The sequence below is a fragment of the Paenibacillus sp. SSG-1 genome (assembly GCF_002224835.1).
Classification (GTDB): domain Bacteria; phylum Bacillota; class Bacilli; order Paenibacillales; family Paenibacillaceae; genus Paenibacillus_AQ; species Paenibacillus_AQ favisporus.
This window is the reverse complement of the sequence record NZ_MBRK01000001.1, coordinates 7,219,942-7,235,775: the sequence shown is the minus strand read 5'-3', so window position 1 is coordinate 7,235,775 and position 15,834 is coordinate 7,219,942. Positions and strand designations below refer to the sequence as shown.

Below are 15,834 nucleotides of genomic sequence, written 5' to 3'. Positions count from 1 at the left end.
ACGTCGTTACACATATGCTTTCGCCCCCGGCTTGCGGTTCTGCGCAGCTTTGGCAAACTCCGAACGTAGGCGCTGCCCGATCTGCAGGATCAGGCCCTCCACATCTATCGGCGTCTCTTCATGCACAGTCACCTGCACTGCACCCGCCGGGAGATTGTAGTTGGTTTCCGTTTTAAAATCCTTCAGAAACCCCGACAGCGCCGACATCTGCTCCGGACTGATCTGCACGAGCTGCGGCGTCGTTTTGCCGCCCCCGTTGCCCCCGATTCCCGGCTTCCCGCCTCCGGTTGCGGCCTGCAGCCGTGGGCCTGTTCCCATCGGACCGGCCGGACCTTGGGCTCCGGGCAGGGAGGGGCCGTAAGCTTTGCTGGTTAGTGGGAGGGGGGAGAGTGGGGGCACATACCTATTCGGGTAGATCATTCCCGGTAACCCTTTTTGGGCTGTCCATGCAGGTGAAGCATATTGTCCGTACGGCAATCCTGTAGAAACAGCTGGTGCAGATCCTATGCTGGATTCAGGTTTTACGGGAGCCGGCTTGTCCTTTTTCTTCTTTTTCGAGAACAGACCCGAGACCCAGCCGCCGACCTTCTCTCCTATATAACCTCCGGCTGCACCACCCAGCATTGCTCCGACCGCCGTTCCTCCACCAGGAATAACCGATCCTAAAAAGCCTCCCAAAACCGTTCCGACGCCGCTCCCGACGGAGGACCCGATGGCTTGAGCCCGCTCATTCCCGGTCTTTGCGGTCATAATGGATATGGCATCGGCTGCGAATCCAAGGACCCCTGGCAGATTTTTGCCTATACCCTTAGCGGCTGAAGTCATCATTCCACTGCTTCCGATGGATTTTACGGTAGGAGCAGCGATCCCGCTGCTCTGGGCAGCTTTTGTGGCTGAATTGGCGATCGCGCTGCTTTTACCGCCACCGAAGAAATCCTTTCCACTTTTCCACAACCCCTGTATTCCGCCGATAACGCCTTCACCAGCAGAACCAATGGTACCGATGAAATCACCCGCTGCGCCCATCGTTTTCCACGCTCGGCCCAAGGTCTTTTTCCGTTTATAAGTTTCAGTCCTTAGAGGAGTTTCCCTTTTGGCAGCGTCAGGATCGGCCGCCAGGTCCTTTTTTTCCTTATCCTTGTCCTCGCCTTTCCATGCCTTTTTGATGGCTTTGCCTTTATCCGGGATTTCCCCCGCGCTTTTCAACCCTCCGCCAAAGTTTTTAAGTGCAGAAAATACATCCTTGATTTTGTCAGAAGTGGACTTCGGCTCGTCCTTCTTCTCCCCTCCGATTTTCAGCCCTCCGATGGTCTCCGTGAGCTTTTTGACGGCGGCCGAGTTTTCCTGAAGCGCTGTAACGAGAGTGGAAAAATCAATCTTTCCGCCTAGCGCTCCCCCACCTACTGCAACATCTACAGTCGCCGTCGCCCGGATAACCTGCGATTTCACGCGATTGATTTTTTCCAGCAGGCTGTCCAGCCCTTTCGAGGCACTGTCCTTCAGTGCGATTTCGGGAACCATACGGGTTCTCCCGATCTTCAGCACCCGCCCCTGAATCCGTTCAAAATACCGCTCCATCGCCCGCAGTTCCCGGTTCGCCTTGATCACGTTTTTCGGATCAATGACGAGATTCAGCCGGTAATTTAACGTTTCTGCCATGAATTCTTCACCTCCTTAACTTGGATTGATGGCTGCCATCTGTTCGATTTCTTCCTGGGAAAAAGCGAGCAGCAGCAGCCGCTCCCCGCGCGGGAGCCGCCAAAACTCTCCGGGACGAAGGTGATGCCGGGCCCACAGGTGGTACAGCATCGTCGTCATTCCCCCGGAGCCGATCAGTTTTTTAGGTCAGCGATCTCGACCCCGAAACCGGACAACTCCAGCACCTTGTCGCCGACGGCGTCCAGCTCCCCGGCCAGCAGCATGCGGCGCACCGCCTGCTCCCCGCCCGACAGCTTCAATCGGCTTGTAATCCGCGAATCGCCCCAGCCGTTTAGCGTAAGCCCCTTCACTTCCAGCTTGCCGGTAGCTTCGGAGATTAGCAGCGCGTTGAACGTTTCGGTATCGACCTTTTCGTCCACCGCCCCCTTCACCGTCCGGCGGACCGTACACCGCTCACGGATGCTGTCCACCTTGCTCGAGGTCAGGCCGTGCAGTACGATCTGCATATCCAGGCGCTTGATGCGCACAGTCTCCTCCGGCAGCTTCTCCGCCGCCTCAAACAGGCTGTCCAAAATTTGTTCCTCGCTCCAGTTATCCTGCAAGCTCATGCGTCTTCCTCTCCTTCATTTCATGAATGGTTTATGTCCCTAAAGGGATGATGTTGAGAGTTTTACTTCTTGAAAAGAGTACTTACTCAGCCCTTTTGCTTATCCTGTCAGGTCGTACAATAGGTGCGCCAGTTCCGGTTCACGAAAAGAACACCCACAAGCGCAAAAGTGCGGCTATTTTCCGGGAAATCACACCTAAGGCACGATTAAAAGCAAAAGTGCAGCTTCATTTCCGGCCAACCCGCCATTTCGCGAATTCCACCAGAAATCAGTGCACCTTTGCTTCTATCTTCTTCTAAAATGGTGACTTCGGCTGGATGAATTACACTTTTGCAGTTTGGCAGCTATTTCTCCGAGCTCCTTAGTCTGCCGTGATCGGGTCCAGCAGCTCGTACCCTTCAAAGGTAAACGTCGTTTCCTCCTGCACTTCCTCGCCGGCGGTCCAGTTGGCCAGCTGGATTTTGTCCGGCATGCAGCGGATCAGGCGGACGCGCTCGTGTCCGTAGGACTCGGGATCGTCCAGTTTGGAGATGATTTCAAACTTCGTGAAGCCGCGGTTGATCATGTCCGAGGTCACTTTGTAACCGCTCATCGTGCCGGTTCCTTTTTTGCTGCCGCTTTTGTGGACCGTCCAGTCGCTGCCCACCAGCTTGAGCTCGCGTTTCTCGATTTCGACGCTGGCTTCGAGCTTATTAATGTGCGTCTGCCATACACCGTCGATATAGGCCTGTCCGTACGTGCCGAGAATGACTTTTGAAGCATCCAACATAGGGGTTCCTCCTCAGAGTTATTCATAGTTTTTTTCATAGCTTGCATGAGTAAAAAAAGACCGCGGCTCTTCCATCACTGCACGTAGAAGGTGCCGAACAGCTGCTCCATCACGTCCGTCAGCTTCACGTTCCACTGCAGGAACACCTGATCCGGCTCCGGCTGCATCACCGCGGAATCGCCGTAGTAGGCCGGATCGAGGATGACGTCATAGCCATCCGGCTCAATGACGCTGCTCAGCGACAGCTGGCCGAGGTATTCCTTGACCGCGCCGATCAAGGCGAGGCGGCCTTCTTCCGTGTTGTTCACGCGGCCGATGTACGTCTGCTCCGCCGCCCGCTGCAGATCCGCGTTGATCGCGTCCATGACGCGGATGGAGCGGATCTTCTTCCAGGCGCTGCTCTGGCCCTCGGCCGGCGTCGCCAGCGTGTTAATGCCGCGCAGCGCCTTCACCTGACGGCCGTCAAAGAAGAGCAGGAACACGCCGCTCTTCACGGCCTGCTCCTGCTCGGAGCGCGTCCAGCGCCGGGTAACGTCCTCGAACGGCGTGACCGCGTACGTCGCGGACTGGTTCAAGCGCTGGCCCGCGATCAGGCCGGCCACATAGGCGGCCGTCTGCGCGGAGCTGTAGTCCGTCCCCGACAGACGGACGCCGGTGCCCACGTTGATGATGCCCTCGTGGTTCAAGGCCAGGGAGCGGGCCGCAGCCAGATCGGCCGCATCCTTCGACACGTCATCGGCGGCGCTGCCTCCGAAGACGGCCATGACGCCGCGGCCTTCGCCGCGCAGCCGCTTGATCCAGGCGGCAAAGCTCTGCAGCAGCGCCATGTCGGCGGCATAGTCAAGCGCCAGCAGGTCGAAGTCCTGGCCTTCGGCGGCCTCCTGCATGGCGACGTAATCGGCGTTCGTCAGGCCGCCGATGCCGCTCGCGCCGCCGGTCAGCGCCAGTCCGCTGACGTCGGCCGGTACACCGCCGCCATCCACGGCCTCGGCAGTGACCCAGTCATTGCCGCCGTTGATGCTCGCGGCCAAGGAAGCGGCCGTGCCGTCCGCGCCGATGAAGGTGCCGAGCAGCTTGGCGCCTTCATACAGGCGCAGCTCCTTTGCGGCCGGATTGCCGAGCGCAGGCTGCACCGTCACGGTGAAGCCGTTGCCGCGGCTGCCCGGGTGCTTCGCCGTCAGCTTCAAGACGGCGGCCGGCGAAGCATCGCCGCTCTGCAGCGTCACGGCCGCCGCCTGGGCCGTATCGTCCGCCAGGCGGTAGGCCAGCAGCTTCTTCGGACCGCCGAGCAGCGCCAGATAGAGGGCCGGGTAGGCGGTCGCCCCATTTTCGCTATCCGCGGCAAACATCGCAGCAATCGCCTGCTCGCTGCCGATCTCCACGAACTCGCGGACCGGACCCCAATTAGCTTTGACCGGCACGATCACCGTTCCGCGGCTGCCGCCTTGAATGGCCGACGTTGCCGCTGCTTTAAAGTTCATATACAATCCCGGCAGCACCGGTTGATTTGTGCTTTCCCAAGTTCCACCTGCCATAAGTTAGACCACCTTCGCTTTCATGAATTGTTGGATCTTTCCCTGTACCTCGGCGATCGAAAAATGCTGACCGTCCGTGTCATGCATAGCACCTGCCACGACCTCTGCCCGGACCCCGAACAGCTCCTTGGCCTGCGCTTTCAATTCCTTCAGCTCATACCTCGGCATGCCGCTTCCGGCTTCCGGAGTTTTCGAAATTTTCTTTCCGCCCATATCGGGCCACCTCATTTCATGATAGGTTGAACGGCAACGCGGCGGATCAGCGCCGCTTCCTCCGCAGGACGCATCCGCCGCTGCACCAGGGTCAGCTTAAGCTGTCCATCCAGTATGGCGTCGGCCTGCATATTTGCGGAAACTTCCGCTACGGACAGGTAGCGGCGTTCCCCGTCACCAAGCGGCAGCTGGGTTTGCGCCCCCAGCTCCTCCACCAACGCGACCGAGGCATGATGCTCGGTCTCCGGGAACGGCGCCGCCAAATGTCCCACAAATGTTTTGCGGATCTCGTACATCGAAGCCCCCGCCATCTTCGTCTCACAGCCGGCAAGGCGCCACAATATGGCATGCTCGTCCCGGTCCCCGGGCCAGGACGTTTCGTAGACCTGCCACAGGTCAGCCAGCTTACCCCGTGTCCATTCCGCCAGGGCGCTGAGCCATGCATCCGGCGGAGCAGGCGCTTCGGCTCCCGAAGCCTCCGGCAGATACGCACCGAACCTGAGGCACCGGATGATGCCGCCGGAGGCTGGATCAAGCGCGTCCGCTTCCGGAACGCCCAAATAGTGCAGCAGGATCGCTCCCTTATCCGGACCTGCTATTTTTTGGCGCTGCAGCCCCCGAACCAGCTGCTGTGCCCAGGCATCCAGCCGGGATATCCCGGCAGTGCCGCTGTACAGCTTCACGCGCACCACCTGCCTGTAACCCGCCCAAGCCGACTTCCAAATCTCCTCGCCAAGGGTGAGAACAGCGTATGGCCCGTCGTCCCCTCCGGCCGGTGGCTGCACATCGTAGATCCGGCCTTCCAGCTCGGGAATCAAGGCAGCGACTGCCTGTTTAACGGTTTCCCTCATACTACTCGCCGAACCGTTTCTTTTGCGTCACAGCCCCTTCCATTCTTTTGTGTCCGCAGAATTTGTATCAACTCGGCCCCCTCCTTTCTCTCTGATCAAGGCTTACCGGGCAATGAAGCGTCACACGTCCGCAAAAAAACCGGCCCTTCCGGCCGGCTTAACATCCACTGATTGTGTTCGGTATGTCCCTTTGCTTCATTCCCGATGATATAATCTTACACCCCGGATCCGAAAACGCTGACGGCTATTCGGACGGTTATCGGCGGAAAATAGCACGAATATATGTTCGTATTTTTTCATCCTTTTTATTCCAAATAGAAATGGTTAGGATCAGCACTTCTGCGGCCGATTCATCCCCCGAAACTCCCGCTTCCCATTGGATAAAGAAAAAAGCCGAAGACCTCTCCGGTCCCCGGCTTGTCCCGCTTATGAGCAGGCTTTATTTGGAATTGCATGCTTTGGCTTTTTGAAGCTCGGATAACGTCAACAGCCCGCGGTCCGCAAACGCCAGCGCCATTTTATAGAAGGCTCGCGTTCGTATTTTCGTGTACGTGTCCTTACTGACCGGCGGGTCGAGCACGTAATTGTAGACTTTATAGTCGAAAACGTCATCTTCCTTCATATACCGTTCTCGGATCAGCGTCTGTTCCCGTTTGCCCAGCCGTTCCACGATCGACTCGATCATCCGGCAGTATTCCTGGCGGGCCGCAGGCGCGTCCACATTGTAGACGGCGACCTGCGCCGTCTGGTCCGAGGTCACGTTGGTCGGTCCGTGAAACCGTTCTGTATAAGAGGCGGTAACGCTCGCTTCCCTGACTTCAAACGTAATCGTTTTATAGATCCGGTATTTCTCCAAAATCGCTTCAACGGCGGCCTGGGTCTTGCGGCGGTCCAGCTGCGGCAGCATTTGATCCATATTCAAACACGCTCCTTCATGGATGTTCACCTAAAAAAAACTGTGGCTTGTTCGCATTTTTGTTCGTATAATGATGTTAACATACCACTTTTTGGGTATCCCGTAAAACCCGGAAATCCCGCCTTAACCACCATTTCGCTCCGGATTCCTTTTTCTTTCATGCCATTTGGTAATTATAACATCATTTTTCTTTACCTTTTGGCAACCTTGGATTATAGTAACGGATAGAAATAGATCAACGTCATAGAGGGAGTGGCTAAACCGTGGAAAAAGAATTCGGAGCCGTGCTTAAGCGGCTGCGCGAGCAGAAGGGCATGACGATCAACCAGCTTGCCGAAGCATCGGGCATCAGCAATTCGCAAATTTCCCGCATGGAGAACGGGATTCGGGGCGTGCCTAAACCGCCGACCATCCGGAAGCTTGCGGACGCGCTGGAAGTTCCTTACGGCGAACTGATGAGCGCCGCAGGGTTTTGGGATGCAGACGGAGCTGCCAAAGGATTGCGGGAGGAAGCGCCGGCATGGGCGACCTATAAGGACAAGCGGGATTTCAAGAAAATGCTCGAGGAAGACGGAGAGCTGATGTTCGACGGAATTCCGCTGGACGCCGAGGACAAGCAGCGCATCAAGGATGTCCTCACCGGGCTGTTCTGGGAAGCGAAGCAGATGAATAAGCGGAAGAAGAAGGAGCCAGGTTCTCCGGACAGCCCCTCTTCTTCGTGATGGGTGGGACGAACAATCCACAACTTGCAGGTGAATCCTATGGATGAAATGATTCGAAAGCTAATCCGAAAATATAAGACCAGCTGCCCTTTCGAACTTTCCCGGTCCCTTGGCATTCATATCCGCTACCTCGATCTCGGCAAATCCACCAAGGGACTCTATTACCGGAAACTGAGACGGCGGTTCATTGTGATTCACAGCGAGCTGTCCCCCGAGTGGCAGCGGTTTGTCTGCGCGCATGAGCTCGGCCATGACCGGCTCCATAAGGGGATCAACCGTTTTTTTCTGGAGGAGCATTCCTACTTTGCCCCCGGCAAGCTGGAGCGGCAGGCCAACCGGTTTGCCGTCGGCCTTCTGTCCGCTGGGACGGCGATACTGCAGGGCGAAACGGCTGAAACCTACTGCAAGCGTGTCGGCATTCCGCCGGAAATGCACACTTATATTCAACCTTAGGCCAATAAATGATTCATAAGTCTTATTTCACCATTCCGATAGTTTATTAGAATAATAGGGAAGGAAAATTTATCTAATACGATTTAGGAGGTTATGAGATTCATGATCACAAGGAAATGGTTCACCTCCCTTCTGTTCAGCGCGGTGCTGTTGGCTGGTTCGGCCCAGATGGCAGCGGCGGCAGAGGGTACGACCGGGAGCACCCCGGAGCCATCCGCCCCGTCCGGCAAGCATATTACGATTCTGCACACAAATGATATGCACGGCCGTGCGGTAGAAGCATCCCCTGAAATGGGATTTGCCAAGGTCACAGGAATCTTTAACCAATACCGCAGCAAAAATCCGGATACGCTCGTTCTTGATGCAGGCGATGCCGTTCATGGTACGCCATTTGCCACACTCGTTCAAGGCGAGAGCATCGTGAAGGTCATGAATGAAATGGGTTATGACGCCATGGTTCCGGGCAATCACGAATTCAACTACGGCTGGAAGCATCTCGTCGAACTCTCCAAGGAGTTGAAGTTCCCGATGCTGAGCGCGAACGTCATCCAGTCTGACGGCACTACCCTCTTCAAGCCTTACATAATCAAGGAAGTCGACGGCGTCAAGTTCGGCATTATCGGCCTGAGCACGCCGGAGACCGCATATAAGACGAACCCGACCAACGTCACCGGGCTGAAGTTCGCCGATCCATCGGCCGAAGCCAAGAAATGGGTGAACGAAATCCGCGGGCAGGTCGACGTCGTTGTCGTAGTTGGCCATCTCGGTCAGGACAAGTCGAGTGTCGACACCAGCCTTAAGGTCGTTAAGGAAGTGCCCGGCATCGACATTTTCATCGACGGACACAGCCATACGGTTCTGGAAAACGGCCTGATGGCCGACAACAACACGTTGATCGCCAGCGCCGGCGAATACACGAAATATGTCGGCGTCGTCGATCTGTGGGTCGACAACCATAAAGTGGTGAAGAAAGAAGCCACGCTGATCGATGAGAAGGAAGCTGCCGATATCAAGGCCGACCCGAAGGTCGCCGATCTGGTCGCTTCCATCCAGAAGGAGCAGGAACCGATTCTGAAGGAAAAAGTCGGCGAAACGCCTGTGAAGCTGGAGGGTTCCCGTGAGAAAGCGCGCACCGGCGAAACTAACCTCGGTGACCTGCTGGCCGACGCGATGCGCGATGTGAGCCAATCGGATGTGGCCATCACGAACGGCGGAGGCATCCGTGCGTCGATCGAAGCCGGCACCATCACCAAAGGCGACATCGTTACGGTTCTGCCGTTCGGCAACCAAATCGTGCAGTTGAAGGTCAAAGGCTCTGATATTAAAGCGGCTCTCGAGAACGGTGTATCCGATTATCCGCAGTCCAAGGGAGGCTTCTCCCAGGTTTCGGGGGTGACGTTTAAGATTGATACGTCCAAGCCGAAAGGGAGCCGTGTTCACTCCGTGAAGATCGGCGATAAAGCGCTCGATCCGGACGCCACGTATTCGCTCGCGACCAATGACTTTATGGCTGTCGGCGGCGACGAATACACGATGTTCACGAAGTATCCGCAAGCCGGCATGTACGGCGCCCTGGACGAAGCCCTGATCAACTATATCCAGCAGGGCAAGCCGATTCCGGAAGGACCGGCCGGTCGGATTACCGAAGGCCCTGCCCCTGCGGCAACGACAGCGCCGACACCGTCCGAACCTGCGCCAACGCCGGCCAAACCGGAAACGTCGGCGCCTTCGAAGCCGGCAGCGCCAGCCAAGCCGCAGCCTGAGGTCAAACCGGCCCCTGCTCCATCAGCTGCAGAGGTGTATGTCGTGAAGAAAGGCGATACGCTGTACAGCATCTCGCTGAAATACCATACGACCTGGCAGACGCTGCGTGACCTGAATCATATCAAGAACGCCAACCGGATTTATCCCGGTCAGCAAATCAAGCTGCCTGCGTAAACCTTGACGGCAACCTTAAGGAAGCTGCGAAACTCGGGAATGAAGCCCAGCATCCGGCTTCAAAGCATCATCTATCAAAGAACAAAATCCCCTTGCCCAGACAACCGGGCAAGGGGATTTTGTTAATGATCCTATACCATCAGATATTCCAGCTTGAATTACAGCATCTGCTCCTTAATATGCGTCTCCGCAAATTTCGGAGGATTAAACCAGTCGCCGCTCTGTGCCCATGTCGGATCCAGCGGCACCCACTTGTTCTTTTCAGGCAAATACACTTCATTCCAGGCATGCGGTCCATATCCGCCCTGGCCATCATAGCCCTGACCGGTGACCACCTTCACCTGCAAGCCCTGGGACCGGGCCATCACTGCATACAGTCTGGCATAATCGATGCAGACGCCCTTCTTCGTGTTGAACGTATCCTGCGGCGTCTGTTCATGCCAAATGCCCCGCTGCTCGTAATCATCTACCTTGCCGTAATCGTACTGCACCCGGGTGCCGACCCAGTCATACAATTTACGCGCCTTTTCCTCGTCGGTATCCGCGCCCTTGACGATCTCGGCGGCGGCCGCCTCGATATCCGAAGGAATCGCATGGTCGATCACCTCGTATTTGCGCTGCATGATGCCGTTCAGCTCTTTTTCGACAGCTTTCGTGAATACCGGAAGCTTGTCTTTTACCAAGTGACCCGACAACGGCTCGATGACCCGCTGCGCCCCTTCTTTATAGATCGGCGACGCCTCCACATATTGGGTAAACGAGGTGTGCGGATACAGCGATACGTACACGAACAGCAGCGCGACGACGACGATACACCGTCCTGCCCCGATCAAGAGGCCGATGCACGCACCGGCCAGACGGCTCAGCAGCGAAGCGGAGGACTTCCCGCCCGGGTTAAAGAGCGCGCTGCTCCCGCCGAAGATCAGCACCGTTAACCAACGGATCAGGAAACGGATGATGCTGTAGCTCACGATAAAGATGACGGCGAACCGCATCAGCGGAAAATCGGCCATCGCCGTAATGAACGTATAGTAAATCTGCTCCCACATTTTCAAATCCCGGTTCGGAAGCTGGCTGGCATAATCGGCGAGCCATTCTTGAACTCTGGGTGATACCCACAAGGTAAAAGGAACCGCAAGCACCAGCCCCAGCAGAATAAAGACGCTTTCCCTCAGCAGGGACAGCAGCCTTCCCGCAGAGCGGGATGCGCCCCGGCTCCAGCCCTGAAGCAGGGACACCAGCAGGATCAGCAGCAGCAGGATGCTGATGATGTTAAATTCCTTAAGACTTTCTATCCATGATTGCAGCATAAGATGACCCCCTCCACGTTGGTGCATGGATTAAGTCCTTTATTTTCCATTTGAACCGCCCGCCTGGCTCTGGGATTCAGAGATAAACGATTTGACCGTGTCGTTGATCTTCCACTGACCGAGGGGCACGCCGCGGAACGTGACATCCACTTTGTCGCTGCCCGTGGTTCCCTTCATCTCCAGGTTCGGCGTCGTGATCGTAAACGTTCCGTCCCCGTTGTCTGCATATTTGGCATCCTTGGCTTCCTTCATCATGACATCCATAGCTTCGTTCTTCAGCGTATCTACGGTCTCGTCCTTCACCGTCGTTACGACCTGATTGATCTGCTCCAGGGAAATGCCGCTGTATACGACAAGCGCCAGCACGATGATGATGACAAGCGCCCATTTGACCATCGTCTTGACCACATTCAGGACGATAAACAGCACGACAAGGGCAATCACGATCACCAGCCAGTTTTGCTGCAGAAAATCGGACCATACCTGCATATCCATTTCAAAAACACACTCCCATCGACCTGAAGGGCTTAAGCCACCCTATCAAGTGATTTAGAAACTTCCATTCGATTATACATGATCCGGACATCGGCTGTCAGCCAGCCCTTAGACGGGGCTTTCCGTCGTTCCCGGGGCGTAGGTGCCTCCAATATCAAGAAATCCACAATCTGCCCGGCATACAGCAGTCCAGTCTTACGTAACCTGCAAAGCTATCAATTTGCCCGTCCCAAAAAAGAGGGTCTAAGCCGCCAAGTAGAAACGTACATGTAGATTGATGAACGAATGGTTGTCTCATCCGCGGGCCAACCCGTTCCACACCGAACGTACAGATGATGAATCTGCGAAAAAGGAGCTGCTCACGTGAAAACTGCTATTTGGCTGTACATGTTTTTGTTTCTCGCCTTCTTCGATCTTCACGCCCAGTACCCCATACTCACGCCATTCGCGGTCTCCTTGGGAGCAGCGCCGGTCTTTATCGGGTGGATGATGGGCATTTACGCACTCACCCATTTGCCCGGCAATTTGATTGCAGGTACGGTCATCGACAAGCACGGCAGCCGGCGCTATATCATTTTCAGCCTCGTATCGGCCGGCATCGTCCTCCTGCTGCAGGCGCATGTGCAGTACCCTTGGCAGCTGCTGGTCCTGCGGTCGATCAGCGGCTTTGTGCTGGCCTTCTTGTCGCCAGCCTGCCTTGCCCTGCTCGCTTCCCTGTCCAAAAACGAGGTGACCCAGGGCAAATATATGTCCGGTCATGGCGTAGTGCATACCCTGGCCTCGGTCGTGTCGCCGGCTGCGGGTGCCTTTATCGTGGCACATACCGGTTATTCGACAACGTTCCAGGGTCTCGGGTGGCTGCTGATTGCAACCGGCGTCATGGCGGTCTTCAGCGTCCCGAAACCGGTCAAGGCGATGACAGATGCCCATGGCAGTAATGAAGAAGCTGCGCTGTCATCCCCTGCCCCCAGCGTATCCTGGCGCTATTTTATCCTCCCCTTTGTCGTTTCCTGTTCCCAAGGGATCCTGTTCTTCGAGCTGCCATTGCGCGATACCGGGGTGGAAGGCATTAAATCGACCGGCATCCTGTTTTCCGTCCTGAGCATCGGCGCCCTGGTTACGCTGAGCATGCTGTTTATCAACCGCTATTCACCCTACAAAAGGGTCATTGCAGGCGTTCTATTGATGGCTCTTTGCTTCTTTGGCATGGCCGCGTTTCCTCATGTGCCGCTGGTCGTTATCCTGTTTATTCTCGGTTCGGCAAAAGGCATCATCTTCCCTGGACTTGCCTCCATGTTTATTCAGCTCAGCGGCGGCAGCAAGCTGGGGAGGATCTTTTCGCTCCAGTCCATCGCCATGTCCATCGGCTCCTTTATCGGTCCGATCGCCGCCGGCCAGCTGAGAGGATCCGTGTCGCCGTACTACATCGCTTTTGTCCTCCTCATGGCGGGACTTATGATGATCCCCATCAACCGCAAGGGATCTGCGCTTCATCCCCATATGAACGAGAATCCGGTGTAGACATAAGCCTAAAAATCGAGAGATAGGCCCCTGCACAATAATTCCTGCACTCACCCACATAAGATGGATTGTGTTAACCGACCAGGAAGAAAGAGAGGTGATCTCGATGGGTCTGTATTCTCACTGCGGCTGTGGTCCTGTAGTAGCACCGGTGGCCGCACCTGCAACCAAGGTAGCTCCCGTGGCGGCAGCTCCGTGTGTGCCTTACAGTAACGTAGGCGTCGTACTGGTACTGTTTATCCTGCTTGTCATCATTTTGCGTGCATTCTGGTGCTAGAACGGCGATCTTCCCATATTAAACGGTCTGTCTACCCTGCTGGACAGATCGTTTTACTTTTTTTTGCATGGCTTGCCGAAAACAAGCTACACTAGAATTACCCGGACCTAAGCTTCAACATTTCCCGGGGAATTTCGAGACAAACATCCTTCTCTTAGTCCGAGGTGAGCCATCATGCCGATTTATATTATTGTCGAGGGAAAAAACGACCGCAGTAAGGTCCGCCGCCTGCTGGATCCCGAAATTCAAATTGTGTGCACATACGGAACGTTAAACACGACAAGGCTCGAGTCTTTGCGCAAAGAAATTAAGGACAGCGAGGTTTATCTGTTTATGGACAACGACAGCTCCGGCAAGAGGATTCGCGGCGTTCTCCGGGATGCCTTCCCGGATGCAGGCCACATCTACACAAGACGGGGATACCGGGGAGTTGAGGGCACACCGGATGAATATATCATTTCCCAGCTAGAAAAAGCGGGGCTTGAGGAATTTATCGTTTATCCCGATTCCTACACCGTATGGTCCAAAGATTAAAAAAAGGCGCCTACCCATCCGGAGCATGCCGGGGATCTGGCGCCTTCCTGTTTGATTATTCCTTGGCCAACGCCTCAACGTCCTTGGCAAGGGATTCTGCCGTAACCTCATCCGTATTGTTGGCGTTATACAGCTTGCGGACCTGATTGTCCCGGTCGACAAGGGCAATAATGTTCGCATGGGAGAAGTTGTCCTTGTTGTCTCCCATAATGGCGATTTTGAACGACTTTTCGGCCAGATCGCGGATCTGCTGATCTTCGCCTCTCAGGAAGTACCAGCCGTTGTAATCGACATTAAACTTGTCCCCGAACTCTTTGATCTTCTCCCGGGTATCTACCTTCGGATCGAAGGAGATCGAGACGAACTCGGCGTCTTTGCCGAAGGTTCCGTCCTTGACGAGCTGCTTCTGCGTCTGCGACAGCATGAAGGTCGTTACCGGGCATACGTCCGGGCAGCTGGTGTAGAAGAAGTAGAACAATCTGACCTTGCCTTTGGTATCGTCCAGGCTTACCGTTTTGCCATCCACATTTTCAAACGAAAAATCTCCGACCTGGCTGATAACCGGCAGCTTCTCTTTGCCGAATCCCATGGCGTTATATACCAGGTACCCTGCTCCAATCACGATCACCACCAGCAAAATCCATGTCCATTTGTAGCGCTTCAACATCGAATTCGTTCCCCTCTCCCTAATCACGATTCCTGCTGTCCCTTATGCCGGCGGACATCTTGATACCGCCCTGCCTCCCCAGGACTACAGGCAGTAGTTTGTTATGTAACACTGACGCGGCCCATCCGCCCTGACGGCCGGGTGACCCGCTTGAGCCCGGGTGAACAGGCTTTCATTTCTTCCTTTTAAAAGAATCCCATGATTCCATGGGATTCTGGGTAAGAACTTAGTGAGTTGTGTTCAAAATCATTGCGATCAAGCTCAAGGTCAAGTAGTTTATCGAGAAGAAGAACGTTTTCTTAGCCCATGCTTCATCGTCTTTGGCGGTAAATCCCTTCAAGCCATAATACAGCCAGATCAGGGACAGCAAGAGCGAAATGATCATGAAGTAAATGCCCACATAGCCGTATGCATACATTAATACCGGTACCGGAACCAGCAATACCAGGTAAGGAATACATTGAATCTTGGTACGCTTAACGCCTTTGACGACCGGCAGCAGCGGGAATCCCGCCACTCTGTATTCTTCGACACGCCGGATGGCGAGAGCCCAGAAGTGAGGCGGCTGCCACAAGAACAGCATCGCAAACAGCAGAACAGCGCCCATATCGACCGTACCCGTTACGGCAACATAACCGATTACCGGCGGCATAGCCCCCGAAATCGCGCCGACGGAAGTACTCCAGGTGGACGTCCGTTTCAGCCACATCGTATAAACGACTCCATAGACGAACATACCGATAACCCCGAAGATGCCGGCCATAACCCCTGAAAAAATAAAAAGGTCAGCGAGTCCCAGCACACCTAGAATAAAGGCATACCAGAGTACAACTGCTGGCTTTATGCGGCCGGCCGGAAGCGTACGTTTACGCGTCCGTTCCATCTTCATATCCAGTTCACGATCATAATAATTGTTATAGACACAGGCGGAAGCCATAACCAGCATAGTTCCCAGTAGAGTCAGAATCATCTTGCCTATATGAATATCCCATTGGGATGCGACCCAGAAACCTGCAAATGCAGCAATTAAGTTAGACCGGAGAATACCGGGTTTAGTTAATGTGATAAAATCTTTCCAAGTTGCCGATGGATTGGGTGGCGTTTGATTGATGGAAAGCGCTGCGGAATCCGAAGGAGCTTGGTAAGTCAAGTGATTATCCACGCCTTAAGATCCTCCTTAGTTCTGTCATTATGGAGGAACTTGCCCTCCGCTATAAAGTTTATCATATCAAAAGGTAAAAGTGTTTGACAATCCTCTCCAAAATCATTCACCATTTTGACAATTTAGTGACACGTATTAGCGACACGTAATAGTATGGTCAAACACTAATAAATTCATCCAATATTGGGTAGTAACTATAGTGAG

Annotated in this window: 18 protein-coding genes; 6 read left to right on the top strand and 12 right to left on the bottom strand. The window is 54.9% G+C overall.

The genetic code is table 11. The features are described 5' to 3' along the window. Window positions 1-6: 6 nt before the first annotated feature. The 8 genes from BCV73_RS33100 to BCV73_RS33070 form a co-directional block, all read right to left on the bottom strand. On the bottom strand, window positions 7-1,659 hold the full coding sequence (locus BCV73_RS33100; protein ID WP_089549902.1) for a hypothetical protein: 1,653 nt from the start codon (window positions 1,657-1,659) through the stop codon (window positions 7-9). A gap of 15 nt (window positions 1,660-1,674) precedes the next feature. Beyond that, window positions 1,675-1,818, bottom strand: coding sequence for a hypothetical protein (locus tag BCV73_RS35525; protein WP_218828240.1), 144 nt, complete (start codon window positions 1,816-1,818; stop codon window positions 1,675-1,677). Window positions 1,819-1,832: 14 nt separating this feature from the next. Further along, window positions 1,833-2,267 carry a phage tail assembly chaperone gene (locus BCV73_RS33095; protein WP_089549901.1) on the bottom strand — a complete coding sequence of 145 codons (435 nt, stop codon included), beginning with the start codon at window positions 2,265-2,267 and terminating at the stop codon, window positions 1,833-1,835. 361 nt (window positions 2,268-2,628) lie between these two features. Beyond that, window positions 2,629-3,036 carry a phage tail tube protein gene (locus BCV73_RS33090; protein ID WP_076175086.1) on the bottom strand — a complete coding sequence of 136 codons (408 nt, stop codon included), beginning with the start codon at window positions 3,034-3,036 and terminating at the stop codon, window positions 2,629-2,631. 74 nt (window positions 3,037-3,110) lie between these two features. After that, window positions 3,111-4,571: a phage tail sheath family protein gene (locus BCV73_RS33085; RefSeq protein WP_089549900.1), complete on the bottom strand. Its 1,461-nt coding sequence runs from the start codon at window positions 4,569-4,571 to the stop codon at window positions 3,111-3,113. A 3-nt stretch (window positions 4,572-4,574) separates the two neighbouring features. Further along, the gene (locus BCV73_RS33080; RefSeq protein WP_089549899.1) at window positions 4,575-4,784 is read right to left on the bottom strand and encodes a YqzN/YkzM domain-containing protein; all 210 of its coding nucleotides are present in this window, start codon (window positions 4,782-4,784) and stop codon (window positions 4,575-4,577) included. Window positions 4,785-4,795: 11 nt separating this feature from the next. After that, window positions 4,796-5,635, bottom strand: a complete 840-nt coding sequence (locus BCV73_RS33075) for a hypothetical protein (protein WP_089549898.1) — start codon at window positions 5,633-5,635, stop codon at window positions 4,796-4,798. Between the two features lie 439 nt (window positions 5,636-6,074). Beyond that, the gene (locus tag BCV73_RS33070) at window positions 6,075-6,551 is read right to left on the bottom strand and encodes an ArpU family phage packaging/lysis transcriptional regulator (protein WP_089549897.1); all 477 of its coding nucleotides are present in this window, start codon (window positions 6,549-6,551) and stop codon (window positions 6,075-6,077) included. Between the two features lie 263 nt (window positions 6,552-6,814). On the opposite strand from BCV73_RS33070, the gene BCV73_RS33065 reads away from it, so the two are divergent. The 3 genes from BCV73_RS33065 to BCV73_RS33055 all read left to right on the top strand — a co-directional run bounded on the left by BCV73_RS33065 (window position 6,815) and on the right by BCV73_RS33055 (window position 9,664). Beyond that, window positions 6,815-7,273 carry a helix-turn-helix domain-containing protein gene (locus tag BCV73_RS33065; protein WP_076175099.1) on the top strand — a complete coding sequence of 153 codons (459 nt, stop codon included), beginning with the start codon at window positions 6,815-6,817 and terminating at the stop codon, window positions 7,271-7,273. Between the two features lie 39 nt (window positions 7,274-7,312). After that, window positions 7,313-7,726 carry an ImmA/IrrE family metallo-endopeptidase gene (locus BCV73_RS33060; RefSeq protein WP_089549896.1) on the top strand — a complete coding sequence of 138 codons (414 nt, stop codon included), beginning with the start codon at window positions 7,313-7,315 and terminating at the stop codon, window positions 7,724-7,726. A 102-nt stretch (window positions 7,727-7,828) separates the two neighbouring features. After that, window positions 7,829-9,664 (top strand): 5'-nucleotidase C-terminal domain-containing protein, encoded by a 1,836-nt coding sequence (locus BCV73_RS33055; protein WP_089549895.1) that lies wholly within the window; start codon window positions 7,829-7,831, stop codon window positions 9,662-9,664. A 158-nt stretch (window positions 9,665-9,822) separates the two neighbouring features. Here the strand turns inward: BCV73_RS33055 and BCV73_RS33050 are convergent, their stop codons facing one another. Then, window positions 9,823-10,974, bottom strand: a complete 1,152-nt coding sequence (locus tag BCV73_RS33050; protein ID WP_089549894.1) for a transglutaminase domain-containing protein — start codon at window positions 10,972-10,974, stop codon at window positions 9,823-9,825. Between the two features lie 39 nt (window positions 10,975-11,013). Continuing rightward, on the bottom strand, window positions 11,014-11,469 hold the full coding sequence (locus BCV73_RS33045; RefSeq protein ID WP_089549893.1) for a hypothetical protein: 456 nt from the start codon (window positions 11,467-11,469) through the stop codon (window positions 11,014-11,016). 363 nt (window positions 11,470-11,832) lie between these two features. Between BCV73_RS33045 and BCV73_RS33040 the strand changes: the two genes are divergently transcribed. The 3 genes from BCV73_RS33040 to BCV73_RS33035 all read left to right on the top strand — a co-directional run bounded on the left by BCV73_RS33040 (window position 11,833) and on the right by BCV73_RS33035 (window position 13,801). After that, window positions 11,833-12,990, top strand: coding sequence for an MFS transporter (locus tag BCV73_RS33040; protein ID WP_089549892.1), 1,158 nt, complete (start codon window positions 11,833-11,835; stop codon window positions 12,988-12,990). Window positions 12,991-13,096: 106 nt separating this feature from the next. Then, the gene (locus BCV73_RS36030) at window positions 13,097-13,267 is read left to right on the top strand and encodes a hypothetical protein (protein ID WP_163882325.1); all 171 of its coding nucleotides are present in this window, start codon (window positions 13,097-13,099) and stop codon (window positions 13,265-13,267) included. 174 nt (window positions 13,268-13,441) lie between these two features. Continuing rightward, window positions 13,442-13,801: a toprim domain-containing protein gene (locus BCV73_RS33035; protein ID WP_076175114.1), complete on the top strand. Its 360-nt coding sequence runs from the start codon at window positions 13,442-13,444 to the stop codon at window positions 13,799-13,801. Between the two features lie 55 nt (window positions 13,802-13,856). Here BCV73_RS33035 and BCV73_RS33030 read toward each other — a convergent pair whose 3' ends face one another. Beyond that, complete coding sequence (locus BCV73_RS33030; RefSeq protein ID WP_076175116.1) at window positions 13,857-14,468, bottom strand: SCO family protein; 612 nt, start codon at window positions 14,466-14,468, stop codon at window positions 13,857-13,859. Between the two features lie 226 nt (window positions 14,469-14,694). After that, on the bottom strand, window positions 14,695-15,630 hold the full coding sequence (cyoE, locus tag BCV73_RS33025; RefSeq protein WP_076175118.1) for a heme o synthase: 936 nt from the start codon (window positions 15,628-15,630) through the stop codon (window positions 14,695-14,697). Between the last annotated feature and the right edge of the window lie 204 nt (window positions 15,631-15,834).

Excerpts from the sequence above, each read along its gene's own strand:
- BCV73_RS33100 (WP_089549902.1), bottom strand. The coding sequence starts at position 1,659 with ATGGCAGAAACGTTAAATTACCGGCTGAATCTCGTCATTGATCCGAAA.
- BCV73_RS35525 (WP_218828240.1), bottom strand. The coding sequence starts at position 1,818 with ATGACGACGATGCTGTACCACCTGTGGGCCCGGCATCACCTTCGTCCC.
- BCV73_RS33095 (WP_089549901.1), bottom strand. The coding sequence starts at position 2,267 with ATGAGCTTGCAGGATAACTGGAGCGAGGAACAAATTTTGGACAGCCTG.
- BCV73_RS33090 (WP_076175086.1), bottom strand. The coding sequence starts at position 3,036 with ATGTTGGATGCTTCAAAAGTCATTCTCGGCACGTACGGACAGGCCTAT.
- BCV73_RS33085 (WP_089549900.1), bottom strand. The coding sequence starts at position 4,571 with ATGGCAGGTGGAACTTGGGAAAGCACAAATCAACCGGTGCTGCCGGGA.
- BCV73_RS33080 (WP_089549899.1), bottom strand. The coding sequence starts at position 4,784 with ATGGGCGGAAAGAAAATTTCGAAAACTCCGGAAGCCGGAAGCGGCATG.
- BCV73_RS33075 (WP_089549898.1), bottom strand. The coding sequence starts at position 5,635 with ATGAGGGAAACCGTTAAACAGGCAGTCGCTGCCTTGATTCCCGAGCTG.
- BCV73_RS33070 (WP_089549897.1), bottom strand. The coding sequence starts at position 6,551 with ATGGATCAAATGCTGCCGCAGCTGGACCGCCGCAAGACCCAGGCCGCC.
- BCV73_RS33060 (WP_089549896.1), top strand. The coding sequence starts at position 7,313 with ATGGATGAAATGATTCGAAAGCTAATCCGAAAATATAAGACCAGCTGC.
- BCV73_RS33055 (WP_089549895.1), top strand. The coding sequence starts at position 7,829 with ATGATCACAAGGAAATGGTTCACCTCCCTTCTGTTCAGCGCGGTGCTG.
- BCV73_RS33050 (WP_089549894.1), bottom strand. The coding sequence starts at position 10,974 with ATGCTGCAATCATGGATAGAAAGTCTTAAGGAATTTAACATCATCAGC.
- BCV73_RS33045 (WP_089549893.1), bottom strand. The coding sequence starts at position 11,469 with ATGGATATGCAGGTATGGTCCGATTTTCTGCAGCAAAACTGGCTGGTG.
- BCV73_RS36030 (WP_163882325.1), top strand. The coding sequence starts at position 13,097 with ATGGGTCTGTATTCTCACTGCGGCTGTGGTCCTGTAGTAGCACCGGTG.
- BCV73_RS33035 (WP_076175114.1), top strand. The coding sequence starts at position 13,442 with ATGCCGATTTATATTATTGTCGAGGGAAAAAACGACCGCAGTAAGGTC.
- BCV73_RS33030 (WP_076175116.1), bottom strand. The coding sequence starts at position 14,468 with ATGTTGAAGCGCTACAAATGGACATGGATTTTGCTGGTGGTGATCGTG.